This is a genomic window from Sorangiineae bacterium MSr11954 (genome assembly GCA_037157815.1).
Classification (GTDB): domain Bacteria; phylum Myxococcota_A; class Polyangia; order Polyangiales; family Polyangiaceae; genus Pendulispora; species Pendulispora albinea.
In genome coordinates, this window is sequence record CP089984.1 from 9,787,977 (window position 1) to 9,802,843 (window position 14,867).

Consider the following 14,867-nt stretch of genomic DNA (forward strand, 5'->3'; position numbering starts at 1 on the left):
ACAAACTACTTTAGACGTAAAGGTGTACCCGGCGAAAGGACTACACGCTCCGCAAAGACGGGGGCGGAGATGCCCGCGAGCTGACGCAGATCTTGCGGTGTATCCAAATCGATGGGGATGGTCGGCTCGTCGACCTCGACCCGCACCCGCGCCGGCCCCAACGCCGAGAGCACCGTGCGCAGCGGTGGAAAGCCCTCGGCTCCCGGGACCGAATCGATGCGGTCGGCGCCGCCCGCGCGATAATCGGCCAGCACCTCGGCCCGGCAGAGCACCGGATGACCCCCGCGGCCGCGATGCGCCGGCGTCGCGGCCATGGCGCCAAGGTCGAGCGCCGCCCGCAACCTCGCGCAAATTTCCTTCGATGCCGGAAGCGTATCCACCGGCGTAATCAGCACGCGCTCACATTCTCCCAGCGTACGCAGACCGACGGCCAGCGATCCGGCCGGATCGGGCGCCTCGGAGAGGGCCAGGCGCACATGCGGGCACGCGCGGGCATCGACCTTCTGGGCCACCTCGGGCCGGACCACGAGGACGACCGGGTCGCACCCTACATCGAGCGCGCGCTCCACGTGACGCTCGGCCATGGTGCGCCCTTCGAGCAAGAGGAGCGCCTTGGGTCCCCCCAGCCGCTCGCCGCGCCCTGCCCCGAGGATGATCGCGCCGAGCATGCGATCACCGCGATTTGAGCCACGCGATCAACTCGGCCGCGATGGCCACCGCGATTTCCTCGGGCAGGCGCGCACGAATGTCCACGCCAATGGGCATGCGCACCCGCTCGCGGTCCTCGAGCGAAAACCCTTTGGCCTCCAAGCGGTCGCGCGTGCGCTGCGCCTTGGCGCGGCTTCCGACGCCGCCCACATAGGCGAAGCCCTGACGGAGCGCCCACTCGATGGCGTCTTGGTCGAGCGCATGGTCGTGGGTCATCACGGCGACGACTCCATCCCGGGAAATGCCTTCGCCCACCTCGTCGTAGTCGCCCATGACCATGCGCACCCCGGGGATGCGGCCCTCGTCGCCGCCCCAGGTTTCGCGCGAATCGCACACGGTGACCGCAAAGCCCACGCGGGCGAGCAGGGGTGCGGTGGCCGTGGCCACGTGGCCGGCGCCGATCAAGAGGCACGGCGTGAGCGCTTCGATGGGCTCGAACAAAAGGTCGGCCTGGCCTCCGCAGCACATACCCAGCTCGGGTCCAAGCCGAAAATTGCGGATCTGATGGCCCGCAGGGACCTTCTTTCCCACGGGGCGCGCGAGCATCTCCTGCAGCGCGCCGAGCACCTCGCGCTCGATGGCCCCACCCCCGACGGTCCCGAACGCGGCGCCATCGGTCCCCACGTACAACTTTTGCCCAGGGGTGGCGGGGGCCGACCCATGGCGGGCGATCACGGTGGCCATTGCACCAGAAATTCCGCGGCGCGCGCGCTCGGCGGCCATCTCGAGCACGCGCGGCACGTCGGCCGGCATGGGGCTCGGTAAACCAGGCTCGGCGAGACTTTTCACCAGGGGCACCGGGGGGTGATGGAGCGGGATCAGCTTCGCCATGAGAACGTCTCCCTCTCGTACCACGCCCTCGGACGATTTCCGCGAAAACTCCCGACATGGTTTTCATCGGAGCAGGTTAGACTCGCGCCAATTCCCATGGTGGCGTGGAACAGCATCGATCTCAGGCAAGTGCTCGTCATGATCCTCGCCGGCGGCGAGGGAAAGCGGCTCCATCCCCTCACCCTCGAGCGCGCAAAACCCGCGGTCCCCTTTGGCGGGCGCTATCGCATTATCGATATCGTTTTATCCAACTTCGTCAATTCGGGGCTGACGCGCGTCAAAGTGCTCACCCAATACAAGAGCGCGTCGCTGGAAGAGCATATTTCCCGCGTCTGGCGATTGTCGCCCATTCTGGACAACTGGATCGAGCCCATTCCGGCTCAGCAAAGGCGCGGCAAACAATGGTACCGCGGGTCCGCCGACGCGGTGTTCCAATGCATGCACGTCATCCACGACGAGAAGCCGGAGCAGGTCGCCATCTTCGGCGGTGACCACGTGTACAAGATGGATGTACGGCAGATGCTCAGCTACCACGTCGACCGGAACGCCGACGCCACGGTGGCCGTCATCCCCATTCCAAAGCACGAGGCCATCGACTTCGGCGTCGTCGAGGTCGACGCCAAGGGAAAGATCGTGGCCTTCCACGAGAAGAAGAAGGACGCGCCCACCATGCCGGGGAGGCCCGACATGTGCCTGGCCTCCATGGGGAACTACCTGTTCAAGACCGATGCGCTGGTGCGCGAGCTCGAGGCCGACGCGCGCCTCGAGGAGAGCGCGCACGACTTCGGCCACGACATTTTGCCCCGCATGGTCGCGGCGGGGCAGGAGGTGTGGGCCTACGATTTTGCGACCAACCGGGTCCCGGGCGAGGATTCCCCCAACCTCGGCTACTGGCGCGACGTGGGCACGGTCGACGCGTACTGGCAGGCCCAGATGGACCTCATCGAGACCCATCCTCAATTCAATCTGTACAACAAGCGCTGGCCCATTCGCACCGGCGCCACTCACGATCCGCCGGCCAAGTTCGTCTTCCGCGATGAAGCGCAAGCGCGCGTGGGCACCGCCACGGAGTCGCTCGTCTCACATGGGTGCATCATCTCGGGCGGGCGCATCCATCGGAGCGTGCTCAGCGTGGGTTGCCGCACGAATTCGTTCAGCGAGGTGGTGGAGAGCGTACTCTTCGAGGGGGTGCAAATCGGTCGCTATGCGCGCATCCGAAAGTGCATCGTCGACAAGGACGTCGAAATCCCACAGGGCGCGGAGATCGGCTACAACCTCGAGGCCGACCGGCAACGGTTCGCCGTCACCGATCAGGGCGTGGTGGTCATCCCGAAACGGGCGAAGCTGAAGTAGCAAGCGGCAAGCCTCTGAAACGAAGCAAGCAGATGCGAGAAGAAGCAGCACAGCGCCATCGATCCGTCGATACGGGCCGCACCGTCATCGTGGGGGACGTCCACGGTTGCCGCGCGGAGCTGGAGACCTTGCTCGACCGCATCGCCTTCCACACCGGCGATCGCCTGGTCTTCGCCGGCGATCTCGTGGCCCGCGGCCCGGACTCACGCGGCGTCCTCCAGGTAGCACGCCGCACCGGCGCCATCGTGGTTCGCGGCAACCACGACGCCAAGATCCTCGCCTACCGCGAGGCGGCCAAGGAAAAGAAGCGACCGCCCGTCGCCCTGGGGAAGAACCACCTCGGCGTGGTGGAATCGCTCACCGATCCCGATTGGGCGGTGCTGGAGACCTCATCGCTCTACGTGGATCTTCCGGAGCACGGCGTGCGCGTGGTGCACGCCGGCGTTCTGCCGGGCATCCCCATCGAGGAGCAAGATCCGAAGGTGCTCCTTCATATCCGCACCGTCTCCGACGGCGCGCTCTGGGGCGAGCGGTATGCGGGGCCTCCGCACATCGTGTTCGGCCACAACGCCGTCGAGCGGCTGCAGATTCACCCGTGGGCCACCGGGCTCGATACTGGATGCGTCTATGGCGGGAGGCTCTCCGCGTTGGTGCTCGAGCACGGGCAGTCGATCCCGCAGGACCGCCCGGAGCGCTTGGCGCTCATCGTCTCGGTGCCCGCGGGGCGCGTCTATTACGATCCGATTACGAAGAATCCCGTCGATTCGTAGGCGGCGTGGGGGCGCTCTTGGCGCTCGGCGCGGGGGGGCGCTCGGTGCGGGTACGTTCGGTGCGAGGGGGCGCTCGGCACCGGTACGTTCGGCGCGAGGAGCGCTCGGCACCGGTACGTTCGGCGCGAGGAGCGCTCGGCACCGGTACGTTCGGCGCGAGGGGGCGCTCGGCACCGGTACGTCCGGCGCGGAGAGCGCTTGGCGCGAAGTACGCCCGGCGCGAGGGGGCGCTCGGCACCGGTACGTTTGGCGCGAGGAGCGCTCGGCACCGGTACGTTCGGCGCGAGGGGGCGCTCGGCACCGGTACGTCCGGCGCGGAGAGCGCTTGGCGCTCATCGTCTCGGTCTCCGCGGGGCGCGTCTATTACGATCCGATTACCGAAGAACCCCGTCGATTCGTAGACTGCGTGGGGGCGCTCGGCGCGAAGTACGTTCGGCGCGAGGGGGCGCTCGGCACCGGTACGTTCGGCGCGAGGGGGCGCTCGGCGCGAAGTACGTCCAGCGCGAGGGGGCGCTCGGCGCGAAGTACGTTCGGCGCGAGGGGGCGCTCGGCACCGGTACGTTCGGCGCGAGGAGCGCTCGGCGCGGGTACGTTCGGCGCGAGGGGGCGTTCGGCGCAAAGTACGTCCGGCGCGGAGAGCGCTCGGCGCAAAGTACGTCCGGCGCGAGGGGGCGCTCGGCGCGAGGTACGATCGATGCGACGTGCCCCACCCCCAGTGGCCCCGACCCAAGGGCCACTGGGGGTAGCTATTGTAAGGAAGTTACTTCACTCGACCGGATCCATGTGCTGCGAGAGATTTTGAGACCTGCGCGGGGGACTAATCCAAGTTGAGTGCCAACGTTTGCCGGGGCCTCGTTCCCGCGGGATCCCCGTAAGATCCGCGGAAATCCGCGAGGGGTGTATCAAGGGTGTACCGAACGGCGGCAAGCCTCTTCGGTACACCGTACCGCGGCGCGGTACAGCCGCCGGCGGTTCGGGGTGCCGTGCTAACGTTGTCCTCCGCGTGAAGATCCGGCTCGCATACGACATTGTACGCGAATTTCGGCGCTTCATTCTGCACCCCGAGATGCGGCTGTTTCATGTGACCGTTCCGGAGCTTGCCGTCTTCGACAAGGTGGAGGCGCTCCTGCAGATCCTTGGCGCGCTCGAGGAAAATGCGTGGCACACGTATCGGTTGGCCACCGGTCACACCTCCCGCGACCCGGGCTGGGCGGAGCGCCTCCGGCGGCTCGATGCCATGTATGGCGAGCTGAGACGGTACAAGGTGCACCGGCACCAAGCTCCATTGGGGCCCGCGCCGGATGTCGGTGATCCACTCGAAGCGTTCGCGCAGCGCCTGGGCGAGATCGCGCAAAAGACCATTGCGCCGGCGGAAGGCGTGGTGGTCTTGCTCGAGCCGACGATCATGGAGGGCGAGGCGCTCTGGCAGTCGGCCATCGCACGGCTCATGGAGGATGCGGCGCTGAAGCGCGCACGGTTGGTCGTGCTCGATCCCGTGCATCCGTCGCTCGGGGAGCTGCCGGCACGTCGGAGCGATCGCGCGATGGCACTTTTCGCCCATGTCGGCGCGGGCGATGTGCAGGCAGCCATCGACCGCGTGCTTGCACGTGAGGTGCGGCGGGTGCCCGATGGGCGCGGCCCGGCGTGGGTCGAACGGCGACGAAATGACGAACGGCGATACGAATTTTCGCGCGGGGCGCTGGCGGACGTGCCGGAGGAGGCGGCGAACGCAGATGCAACGGAGGTGCTGCGCGCCGGCACCGCGGCCGAAGGTTCGAGTTTGTTCGACTCCGTGATGGGCCGCTTGGCGACCGACTCCGTCTTGCGCCACGAGCCATGTCACGAAGCGCGCACCGCGCTGGAACGCGCGACGGAGAGCTTCGTGCGAGGCGACGTCGAGACGTCTCTGACGATGCACGAGGAGCTTCTCCGCCGACACGGCTCGCACTTGTCGGAGCAGGACAAACTCGTGCTCGCAGGCGAACGCGCGCGCTGCCTGATCGCGCTGGGCGAAACGCCGAACGCGATCGACTTGCTCGTCTCCACCGCAGAACGCGGCGAAAAATTGAGCCTCGGCGCACCGGTCGCCGCGCTCTACGCGTCGATTGGTGCACTTCACGGCGGCACCGAGGACTTTCAACGCTCGGCCCGCGCCTACGCACGCGCGAGCCGCATCTACGCCGCCGCCGCCGACGTACGCATGGCCGTCCACACCGCGCGCTCCCAAGGCCACGCCGCCCTCAACGCCGGCGATCCGGTGCAAGCTCTCGCGGCGTGGCGCGATGCCCTGCACCACCTCGGCCGCACCGAGCCTCGAAGCGAGGATCAGCCGCTTCCGATGCAGGTCATCGAGCTCGCCCGCGCACTGGCCGCAGCGCTCGAGCAATGGGGCGACGCCCAAGGCGCCGCGGCGTTGATGGGGCATGCCAACGCGATCCATCAGAACTTCCGCACGCGGGCACCCAAGAGCGCACGGCGCTTCGAGAATTGAGGAGGGTTCGCGCGCCCGATCCTTGCTGGAACATGGCACGGTGTCGGAACGTGGCACGGTGCACAGAGTCGGAACGTGGCACGGTGCTAGAACGTGACACGGTGCTGGAACACGGCACGGTGTCGGAACGTAGCACGGCTCGTCAATTGAATTTCACCTCGCCTCCCGCCACCTCGTTCAGGAGGCCCATCGAGCTGATGACGGTCGCTGTGGTCTCGACGCTCTGCTCGCTGATCTTGATGCCGCTCGCCCCTACGGCAAGCGTAATCTCGGTTGGCGCAGACAGCGCCACGTTGCCGCCGCCCATCGCGAGCTCGGCACCCGCGCACCGGATCGCCAGCGCAGGCGATGCCGTTATCGTGACCTTGCCGCTGTTCTCGATTCGAGCGGTCGTTCCCGCGTGCGAGACCTTCGTCTCCCCGGCGACGTCGAGGGTGACATTCTCGCTCTCGAGCTTCAACGTCGTGTCCCCCTGCTCCACGAAGACCTCCTTGTCTCCCGTCAGAGAGATTTTCTCGGTCGCGTGCCCCGTCCAATTTTGCGACTCGAGGGTCGTAAGCCCGGGTTTCACATTCGTCGTGTGATTTCCCGCCGAGACATCGACCGTGCGATTGGCGGAGGTGACCGTCAGGTGCTCGTTTCCACCCTTCACGATGTGCTCGCGATGGCCTGTCACCATCACGTCTTCGCCGCTGTCGACCGTTTCTTTCCGGTGCTTCTTGATCTTCGTCGTCTCGTTCGCGCCCACCGTGACATCGCGCGCTGCCCCCACGGACACCGACTGATGCGCCCCCACGGCGTTGCTCTGACTCGCCGCGACGTTCGTGGTGTGATTGTGCCCGACGGTCTCTTGGAGAGCACGCTGCGCGTGAAGGAAGATCCGTTCCTTTCCCGCAGCGTTGTCTTGCGTAATCTCGTTGAATCCCTTGTTCCCGGGGATGCTGTTCGTCCTCCACACGCTCTTGGCCACCTGCTCCGGCAGCGGATACACGGGCGTTTGCGCCGCGTTGTAAAGGGCCCCTAGAATCATCGGTCGATCGATGTCGTCGTCGAGAAACCCCACCATGACCTCGGAACCGACTTTGTGCGCTTGCCAAAAGCCCTCATTCATATGGGCAACGGGGGCCATCATACGTACCCAGCACGAACTTTTCGCATCGAACTTCCCGTCGCGATCCCAGAAGAACTGCACTTTGACGCGGCCGTGCTCATCGACATACGGATCGCCGTCCGCGGGCCCCACGACCCGTGCACTCTGCAAGCGACTCCGCGGCTTCGCCTTGCGTTTAGGGTGAATCGGCGTTTCGGCCGGCACCGCTGTGAACGTCGTCAGTTCATTCGCGCCTCGAAAGCCGCCGCCGACAGCGCGTTGCACCGCGCCACACGTGGTGATGCTCGTCAAAAGCAATTTGCGGTTGAAGCCATCCTCGCGATGCCCCGCGAGCGTGAACGAGTGCCCCGCCGAAAAGCGCAACGATCGCGCCGCGCCCGAGAACACGAGGGCCTCCGAGCGCAATTCCTCCAGGCGCATTTGCGCGCGTTTCTTTCCCACGCCGTCCTTGTCGATGAATCCGCCAGGATAACCGCGCACCTCGCGCTTGTGCGAATTGCCGGTCGTCTCTTTGCCCTGCATCACCGCACGCGCCGCGAGGGTCCGATTCGGTTCGAGAAAGTCGAAGTCGCGGTGCTCGAAGGCGCCCGTGCGAATGCTCTGCGCCCGCCCGATGCTGCGTACATGCTCCGAGTCAGCCGCGCCGACGGTCTCGTTGAAGGCAATTTCGATCTTCTTTTCGATCTCCGGGTAGCCCTTCGGCTCGTTCGCGAAGACCATCGTGGTCTTCTTGTCGTCGTGGACGAAGAAATAGTGCATCCCTTCTTCACTGGCGATGCGGGCGACGAAGTCCAAATCCGACTCATTGAATTGCGTGCAATATTCACGCTTCGCCGGAACGCCGTGAACGTGCCAACTGCGCTCGATGTTCTCCGGCTCACAGATCGCATTGATAATTTCGTGGGCCGCCATATCCTGAAAAATTCGAAACCCACCACTGTAGCGAAGATTCGCCAAGCGCGGCTCGAGCACGAAGACCACGCGCGCCTGCGTCTTACCGACGAACGCGCCGTCCGGCTCGACGGCGGTAATAATGCCGTGCACGACGTAGGCGATCTTGCCGTCGCACTCGATGGTGAACGTGGCGTCGCGCCCAAGCGCCTCTTCGAGGCTCGCGATCGACTCCGGCTCCGAATCGGTGGCCACCGTAATCGTGTATCGGAAGAGCTCCGATAGCGCCTCGTTGCCTCGGTACGATGCGACGCGCAAGAGGGAGGCTTCGACATCCGTGATTTCGAGCTTGTACGCGATGTCTTCGTGGAGGGTGGCGAAGAGGGAATTTGCGGTGTCGGGGGTGCTAGGCATGGCGGTGGATAGGATCGTCGGCTTGCGGCAGCATTGCAAGACGTTGCGATCTTGGGCGCCTACGCCAAGAAAGGACGTCGGTTGTAAGCTGTAGGGGCTTACCGCGCTGCAAGCGCACGGCATTGTCGCCAACTAATCTTGGACGAGCCATGCCTCCAGCAATCGATTCAATCGCGCCACAGCGGCCGCCCCCTTGCTCAGACTTGGTCGCGGGCATGCCCCGCTCTCTTTGGTTGCCGAAGGCATTCCGCGTCTGCCCGTATGCTTCAGATTTCTGTTGGTGCTCTGTTAGTCGCCCACGCAGAGAGTAGAGACTCTTTTGCTTCTGCACCCGCGTTTGCCCCAATAGCCTCTTTCCTACTAAACAGCACCATCAAAAAAACCCTCGTTCGCGAGCGTCCTTGCGGCGGCCTCCATCGCTTCGCGAGTAACTTCATTCAGAACAATGAGCCCCGGCTCCGCAAAGAAGCCTCTCCCGTTCGCCATTTCTTGTTGTAATTCTTGCTGCAGGCGAATCGTGTCAAAAAACGTCACGCGGTGCTTGGAACCATCGATGAGCTCGACCCAAACATGACTTCGGTACCCGCGCAATGGAGTCTCGTACTCATCACGGTCATCAAACCCATACTCAAAAATCAGTCGACTAAATTTATCAGACATGCGACCTCAGAAAAATTTCACTAGATTTAGCAAAAATTGATATTGCTCCATACTCATCTCCGATCGTGGAACGATCTCATAGTGACCTGCTCGCCCCTGCGGAACAATCGCCAGTCCCTCGGGCACGCTCTTTACTCTGAAAGCTCCACCAAAGCGTTCGAGTCCAGCAGGGTTCCCATTAAGTGATATCCCACGAGTTGGCTTTACCATGCCGTTCGGTCCGATTTTTACATCTATTGGGCGGGCTTGCATGCTCGACCCCCCTCGGTACACGGGAGTATTGCTGGGGTCGATCTCTCCCGTTTTCTTACCACAATCCCCGCCCTGTTCGTTCAAGCCAAACGGATCGACCCATACTAAGGGGTCGGATGTGTAGCCGTAGAGCTCGGTGCCTCCTGCGAGCCGGATCGGATCCTGGCTGATGTAGTCGCCGCGAGTTGAATCGAAGTATCGAAATCGGTTGTAATGAAGTCCCGTTTCGTCGTCTTCGTACTGCCCAGGCCAGCGCCACGGACACGTATCCTTCCGCCCTGTCGTGACGTTCGATGCTCCAAACGCGTCGAGCCGGGCCTTCCATACGATTTCGCCCGCCTCGTCGACCATCTCTTCTGGCGTGCCGAGATAATCGGCAACGATGGAATATCGCTTCGCACGCTGACCCGAGCTTTGCTCCACTTTACCTACAGGCGAGAAGCTCTCCGGCTCGAAGAGCCACATGATCGCGGTGCCGTCCGGGTGCTCTGCCCCCGTCCTCCACTCATGAACCGGAACATTGCGGTCCCAGCGCCATTCCGTTGTGGCCTCACTGCCGTCCGCGCCGTGGACCACCTTTTTCACGCGGCGGCCCAACGCATCGTAGAGAAATTCGACGCTGCCCCCGTCGGGTCGTTCCACGGCGGCCAACATTTCCGAGCCATTCCACGTGAACTTCCACTCCTTGCCGTCAGCCGCTCGCTTGCGAATCAGTGCGCCATCGGAGCTGTATAGGAACGCCATTCCGTCCGCTTCGCGCAGGATCCCCGCCGCACCATAGACGCGGTCGTTCCTATCGCGCCGCTTGTACAGATTTCCACTCGGCCCCGGCGCGCGTACTTGAATCGTGCCATCGGGGAACCTCGCGGCATTGAGTCGCCCGCGGGCATCGTGCGCGTAGTCGGTTACGCCGATCGCATGGTCCTCGCGTCGGCGCAGGCGGTCGTCGCCATCCCAGATGTAATCCGTGCGCGCGATCCGCTCCTTGCCGCGCAGGAGCTCGCGGATCGACGGAAGCCCACGATCGTTGTATCCGCGCAACGCGACGACGTCCCCCGGCATGCTGCGGGCCGTTTCGCGACCGATGGCGTCGCGTTGATAGCGAATCCCCCATACCGCACGCGCAGCGCCACTTGCGTCGCGCTCGAAGAGACCGACGCTCAGCACGTCTCCCAACGGCGTGCGCCCGATTTGCTGATGCAAGCCGCGCGAGCTCTCGATCTCGATCCGACCGCCCAGGCGATCATAGCGGCTTGCTATCCAATCGTCTCCGAACGACTCGTTGAGCACGCGCCCGCGTGCATCGCGCTCCCATTTCACCGTACCGGTAGGATTGGCGGCGCTCAGCAAATTCCCTACTGCATCGTAGGAGAATCGATCGACGCTGCCATCGGGATACGTGACCGAAATGACGTTCCCCATGACGTCGTAAACGATGAGCTCCGCTTGCTTGCTCGGTCGGAGCCTCTTGATCATACGTCCGGCTGCATCACGTTCGAACGTATGCGTACGCCCTTCGAAGCTCCGCTCTTCGACGATGCGCCCGCACGCGTCGCGCTTGAACGCGTACACTTCGCCCACCTCGTTCACGACCTCGAGCAGTTCGTCTTCGGTCGAATACCGATATTGAATCTTGTCGCCACCTTCCTCACGCCACGCGAGACGGTGATAGCCCGAGTAGCCGAATTGAATGCGCCGTAAGTTGTCGCTGTAGCCGATGATGTCGCCTTCGGGTGAGTACGTCGTGCCGCGCCACAGCCCGCCCGTTTCCTCCACCCGAACCAGCCGCGATTCCCAATCATAAGTAAACCGTTGCGCACGTCCAAGTGCGTCGCGCACTTTGATCAGGCGATCCTGCCGATCGTACCAGCGCTCTTGCACAGTCCCATCAGGAAACGTGATCCGTGACACGTTCTCGCCGCCGTCATAATCGAACGTATAGCGCACTTCGTCCGCCTGGGTGACGCTCCGCAGAATGCGCCCTTCGTATGCGAAAGTCGTCACCTCGCCGGCACTGTTCCAACGTTGGAGAAGCCGCCCCCAGCCGTCGTAACGCCAACTCCAATCGACCCCGAGCGGGTCCCGCATGCGCACCGGTTGGTCGAAATCGTCGAACTCGACCATGACCTGGGCGCCATTCGGAAATACCCGCTTCGTCTCATTCCCGCGCGCATCGTATTCGAAGCGCGTCGTACTCCCCAGCGCGTCCGTTTGGGCGATCTTCCATAAAAATTCGTTGTATTCGAACTTCGTCCTAGCCCCCTCCGGATCGATGATCTCCTCCACCCCATTGAGCACATTCATCTTGTACGCCGTCACGTTGCCGAGCGAATCCTCGACCAAGGTGACCATGTTCTTCCTGTCGTAACTAATCTCGCGGAAAAACAACCGATCCTGCCCCTTGCCATCACTGCCCCACGTCCGTACGCAATTCGCATGGCCATCGCGCCCGTCGTATTCGAACCAAAACGTGACGCCGTCGCGATCCGTCTCCTGGATCAGCAGATGATTCTCGTACCGATAAACCCGCGCATTCCCGAGCGAATCGGTCGCCTTCACCAGATCCCCCTCCGCCGAATACTCGAAGCTGACCTGGTTGTACCAACCCTCGTCGCGTTCCGCGATGGGCACCGCGATGCGGCGCAAGAGCCCGTTGCGATGCTCGAGCCGTATCCAGCGCCCCTCGCTCGTGGTCACCGTTTCGAGGAGGTGGTCGCGGTCGTACGCGAAATCGACGAAATGGCCGACCCGGTCGCGAATTCTCGTGAGAAACGAAACGCGCGTGTTGCCCGGCAGGAGCGAAAACTCCCGCGTGAGCCCATCGGGCGAGCGCACCTCGTAGCGACCTTCGCCGTGGTTGCGGAGCGTGAGCCGGTCGATGGGATAAAAGATTTCGCCGCCCTCGCGCAAGTGACGACCGGGCAGGTGCCTGCATTGAAATTCCACCTCGCGACCATCGCCCATTTTGTAGACGACCTTGCCGCGTTCGAGCCAGATTCCTTCATGCAAGGTGTGGCTCCAGCCGTAACCGAGCGGCGACGCGCGCTCGCTCCAGGCAGACGAGTAGTTGCGCTCGAAGGTGAGCGGAATCGGCCCGCGCAAGATGAAATCTTCGGTGCTCGTGAGCAGACGCCCGGTCGCGACGTCCACGGGGTGGCCGGTGAGCCAGCAAGCGGCCTTCGACGCAAGATTGCGAAGTCGCTCGGATGGAATCAAGCTCGCGAGCTGTTGCAGCAGGCCCGCGGTCCACTTGTTCCGGAGAAAAAAAGACTTCGCGGCCGCCGTGAGGTCGAGTGTCGGCGGGCCCATGACGACCACGGGCAAGCCTTTTGGCACCGCCAGCAACACCGACAGGGGCAAACGCACCGGATCGCGGCAGCTCATCGCCAGATCGGGGAGGCGGCACGCGTTCGAGCCCTCGAAGTAAACCGTCTTCGAACCGGTGACCAAAACCGCGTCACCCGCCGGAGCGACCGGGGGATCGGGAGCCGGAGGCGGAGGCTTGATCTTCAGCTTGAGCGGCTTCGGGAGCGGAGTCCACATGAAGCCGGGAGGGATGAGCATGTGCGGGAGCGTCTTTTTGTTGAACGCTTCGTCGCCCGTTTTCGCGGCTTGAAAAATACCATTGATGACGACGGGTCCCGTGATGGGACCACCGAAGACCGCCGACATGCCCGCCCCAATCCCCATTCCGAGGAGGAGGCCGCCCGCGCTGAACTCGATCTCGCCCACGAAGGGCATCGGAAAAGGCGTTGGTATGCCGGCCGGAGGTGGCGCCGGCGGCGCGGGCACCATCTCCATGTGCACGTCCAACCCGACGATGAGGTCCGTCTGTTTACCCGCGAACATCGGTCACCCCCAGGGCATCGTCACCCCCGGCCGGCACATGGCCGGCACCTCGAGCCGCATCTGCGCCGGGTGGCGACGGCCGCGCCGCTGGGCTCTTTTCCGGCGTCGCCTTCGCTCGCTCGTAGTTATCCGCTTGATCGAGGAGCGACTGGGCCGCCGGCAGCGAACCGTGATCGCGATACACCTTCGCCAAGGAGCGAGCCACGAGGGGCGCGCTCGATGCTGCCGCCATCTCCGGCGCGGTGGACGACGCAATTCGAAGCGCGCGTTGCCATGCCGCGACCGCGGCCGACTCCCCGCCGCTCTGCAGCGCCAATTGTCCCGCCATGCGAAAGGCCTCGATGGCCAGCGGGAGACTTTGACCGCGCTCGGCCGCATCACCGGCCCGCGCGTAGACGTGTGCAGCATCGGCGAGGCGGCGATCGAGCATGTGCACGTTGGCGAGGCCCATGAGGGCCTGGGACTCGAGCTCGAGCAAGTTCGCCGCACGGGCGCGCGCCGCGGCCGACTCGAACGCCGTGATGGCGCGCGCTCGAGCGCCCGCTTGAAAGATGTAGACTGCAAGAGAAATTTCGAGAACGCACGCGAGGTTCGGAATGCCCAGCTCGAGGCACTGCGCGCACGCTTCGGTTTGAAGTCGAATCGCGTCTGGATAACGCTGCTCTTGCATCGCGAACGCCGCGCCGGCGATGCGCTGTTTCAAGAGCTTGCCTGCCGCGCCCGCGAGCCCCGCCATCGGGCCGGTCGCGGCGGCGAGGGCCTCGGTCACCTCGGGTGGGAGGGCCACGTCGCGAGGAGGTTGACCGTGCCGCGGTGGCGCGCACACGTCTTTCGGCCCCGCAAATCCGGACTGCACTTCGGCGGACGCCGCGGCGGGAGCTCGAGCCATCGCCGCGAGCTTCGCGCCGTACTCCTGGCGACTCCGCTCCTTGTCGACGATGCACGTGGCCGAGAGACCCGCGTCGGCCACTTGGTGCATCAGCGGCTTGACCAAAGCATTGCCCAGCTCGATCACGATGATACGAACCTGCGCGAAAGCTTGCACACGGAGCAATTCCAGGACAGCGCCAGCAAAGTCGTTCGGCGCCTCCAGCACACCGGGTGCGAGCACCAAGACGAGACCCGAGAGCTCCGGGACGGCCGCCTGCGCGAGGAGGCATTGGTGAATCTGACGGCCAAATGTGACGATATCACGCGCGTCGTGCGCGAGCGGCGGCAGCAGGTGGAGCGAATAGCCCTCTTTTACCATGGCCTCGCGGCGTGCTTCGTGAATCAACCGCATCCGCTCGGCCCGCACACTCCACCCCGGATCGTCGTTCGTGTGCGCATCTTCCAAGACGAAGAACGGGCTCCGGTTGTACGGATTGCCCTCCGCGAGCGCCACTTGATGCAGCACCACGGGGCGTTCCTCACCGCCCGTCGTGATGTGCATGACACGGATCTCCGGACACCCGATGAACCACGAGAGGTCCTCTTGCAGTGCGCAGAATGGCTCGCTCGAAGCCCCCATCTCCGTTTCACCTCACGCGTGCACGAC

Annotated in this window: 9 protein-coding genes; 3 read left to right on the top strand and 6 right to left on the bottom strand. The window is 64.2% G+C overall.

Going from position 1 to position 14,867, the window contains the following annotated elements:
• Positions 1 to 5: 5 nt before the first annotated feature.
• Positions 6 to 668 (bottom strand): NTP transferase domain-containing protein, encoded by a 663-nt coding sequence (locus LZC94_38190; GenBank protein ID WXB13653.1) that lies wholly within the window; start codon positions 666 to 668, stop codon positions 6 to 8.
• 4 nt (positions 669 to 672) lie between these two features.
• A complete protein-coding gene (locus LZC94_38195) occupies positions 673 to 1,539 on the bottom strand; it encodes an XdhC/CoxI family protein (GenBank protein WXB13654.1) in 867 nt (288 codons plus the stop codon).
• Positions 1,540 to 1,635: 96 nt separating this feature from the next.
• Here LZC94_38195 and glgC point away from each other — a divergent pair, with 96 nt between their 5' ends.
• The 3 genes from glgC (at position 1,636) to LZC94_38210 (ending at position 6,153) form a co-directional block, all read left to right on the top strand.
• On the top strand, positions 1,636 to 2,892 hold the full coding sequence (gene glgC / locus LZC94_38200; GenBank protein ID WXB13655.1) for a glucose-1-phosphate adenylyltransferase: 1,257 nt from the start codon (positions 1,636 to 1,638) through the stop codon (positions 2,890 to 2,892).
• 32 nt (positions 2,893 to 2,924) lie between these two features.
• On the top strand, positions 2,925 to 3,662 hold the full coding sequence (locus tag LZC94_38205) for a metallophosphoesterase (protein WXB13656.1): 738 nt from the start codon (positions 2,925 to 2,927) through the stop codon (positions 3,660 to 3,662).
• 1,003 nt (positions 3,663 to 4,665) lie between these two features.
• Positions 4,666 to 6,153, top strand: a complete 1,488-nt coding sequence (locus LZC94_38210; protein WXB13657.1) for a hypothetical protein — start codon at positions 4,666 to 4,668, stop codon at positions 6,151 to 6,153.
• A gap of 142 nt (positions 6,154 to 6,295) precedes the next feature.
• Here the strand turns inward: LZC94_38210 and vgrG are convergent, their stop codons facing one another.
• The 4 genes from vgrG to LZC94_38230 form a co-directional block, all read right to left on the bottom strand.
• Positions 6,296 to 8,569 carry a type VI secretion system tip protein VgrG gene (vgrG, locus tag LZC94_38215; GenBank protein WXB13658.1) on the bottom strand — a complete coding sequence of 758 codons (2,274 nt, stop codon included), beginning with the start codon at positions 8,567 to 8,569 and terminating at the stop codon, positions 6,296 to 6,298.
• A gap of 360 nt (positions 8,570 to 8,929) precedes the next feature.
• Entirely contained in the window at positions 8,930 to 9,229 is a 300-nt protein-coding gene (locus tag LZC94_38220; protein ID WXB13659.1) for a hypothetical protein, read from the bottom strand.
• Positions 9,230 to 9,235: 6 nt separating this feature from the next.
• Positions 9,236 to 12,316, bottom strand: a complete 3,081-nt coding sequence (locus LZC94_38225) for an RHS domain-containing protein (GenBank protein WXB13660.1) — start codon at positions 12,314 to 12,316, stop codon at positions 9,236 to 9,238.
• Between the two features lie 1,000 nt (positions 12,317 to 13,316).
• Positions 13,317 to 14,840, bottom strand: coding sequence for a hypothetical protein (locus LZC94_38230; protein WXB13661.1), 1,524 nt, complete (start codon positions 14,838 to 14,840; stop codon positions 13,317 to 13,319).
• Positions 14,841 to 14,867: the final 27 nt, after the last annotated feature.

What these genes read in the sequence shown, in the direction of transcription:
- LZC94_38220 (WXB13659.1), bottom strand. Translation starts at nt 9,229, where the DNA reads ATGTCTGATAAATTTAGTCGACTGATTTTTGAGTATGGGTTTGATGAC.
- vgrG (WXB13658.1), bottom strand. Translation starts at nt 8,569, where the DNA reads ATGCCTAGCACCCCCGACACCGCAAATTCCCTCTTCGCCACCCTCCAC.
- LZC94_38190 (WXB13653.1), bottom strand. Translation starts at nt 668, where the DNA reads ATGCTCGGCGCGATCATCCTCGGGGCAGGGCGCGGCGAGCGGCTGGGG.
- LZC94_38205 (WXB13656.1), top strand. Translation starts at nt 2,925, where the DNA reads ATGCGAGAAGAAGCAGCACAGCGCCATCGATCCGTCGATACGGGCCGC.
- LZC94_38195 (WXB13654.1), bottom strand. Translation starts at nt 1,539, where the DNA reads ATGGCGAAGCTGATCCCGCTCCATCACCCCCCGGTGCCCCTGGTGAAA.
- glgC (WXB13655.1), top strand. Translation starts at nt 1,636, where the DNA reads ATGGTGGCGTGGAACAGCATCGATCTCAGGCAAGTGCTCGTCATGATC.
- LZC94_38230 (WXB13661.1), bottom strand. Translation starts at nt 14,840, where the DNA reads ATGGGGGCTTCGAGCGAGCCATTCTGCGCACTGCAAGAGGACCTCTCG.